General features: G+C 65.5%; 1 protein-coding gene. It reads right to left on the reverse strand.

Annotation, left to right across the window (positions count from 1 at the left end):
- Positions 1-203, reverse strand: a 203-nt coding sequence (locus tag V6584_RS00565) for an RCC1 domain-containing protein (protein WP_340486098.1), incomplete at both ends; no start/stop codon positions are given.

The following is a 203-nucleotide window of genomic DNA, read 5'->3' on the forward strand; positions in this document are numbered from 1 at the left end:
AATGCCGGGCCGGTCGGGTCGGTTGGTAACGGCGTCGCGTCCCAGCTGGCCAAAGCCGTCGCTCCCCCAGGAATAAAGGTTGCCATCAGAGCCGATTGCCAGGCAATGGTATCCTGCTGCGCTGATCTTGGTCCAGGTGTCGACGCCTGCGGGTTTGGCCACTATGCCGGGGGTAGCGTCCTTCTGGGCCCTGCCGGTGCCGC

It is taken from the genome of Bifidobacterium favimelis (assembly GCF_037963085.1).
In the GTDB taxonomy this organism is placed as follows: Bacteria; Actinomycetota; Actinomycetes; order Actinomycetales; family Bifidobacteriaceae; genus Bombiscardovia; species Bombiscardovia favimelis.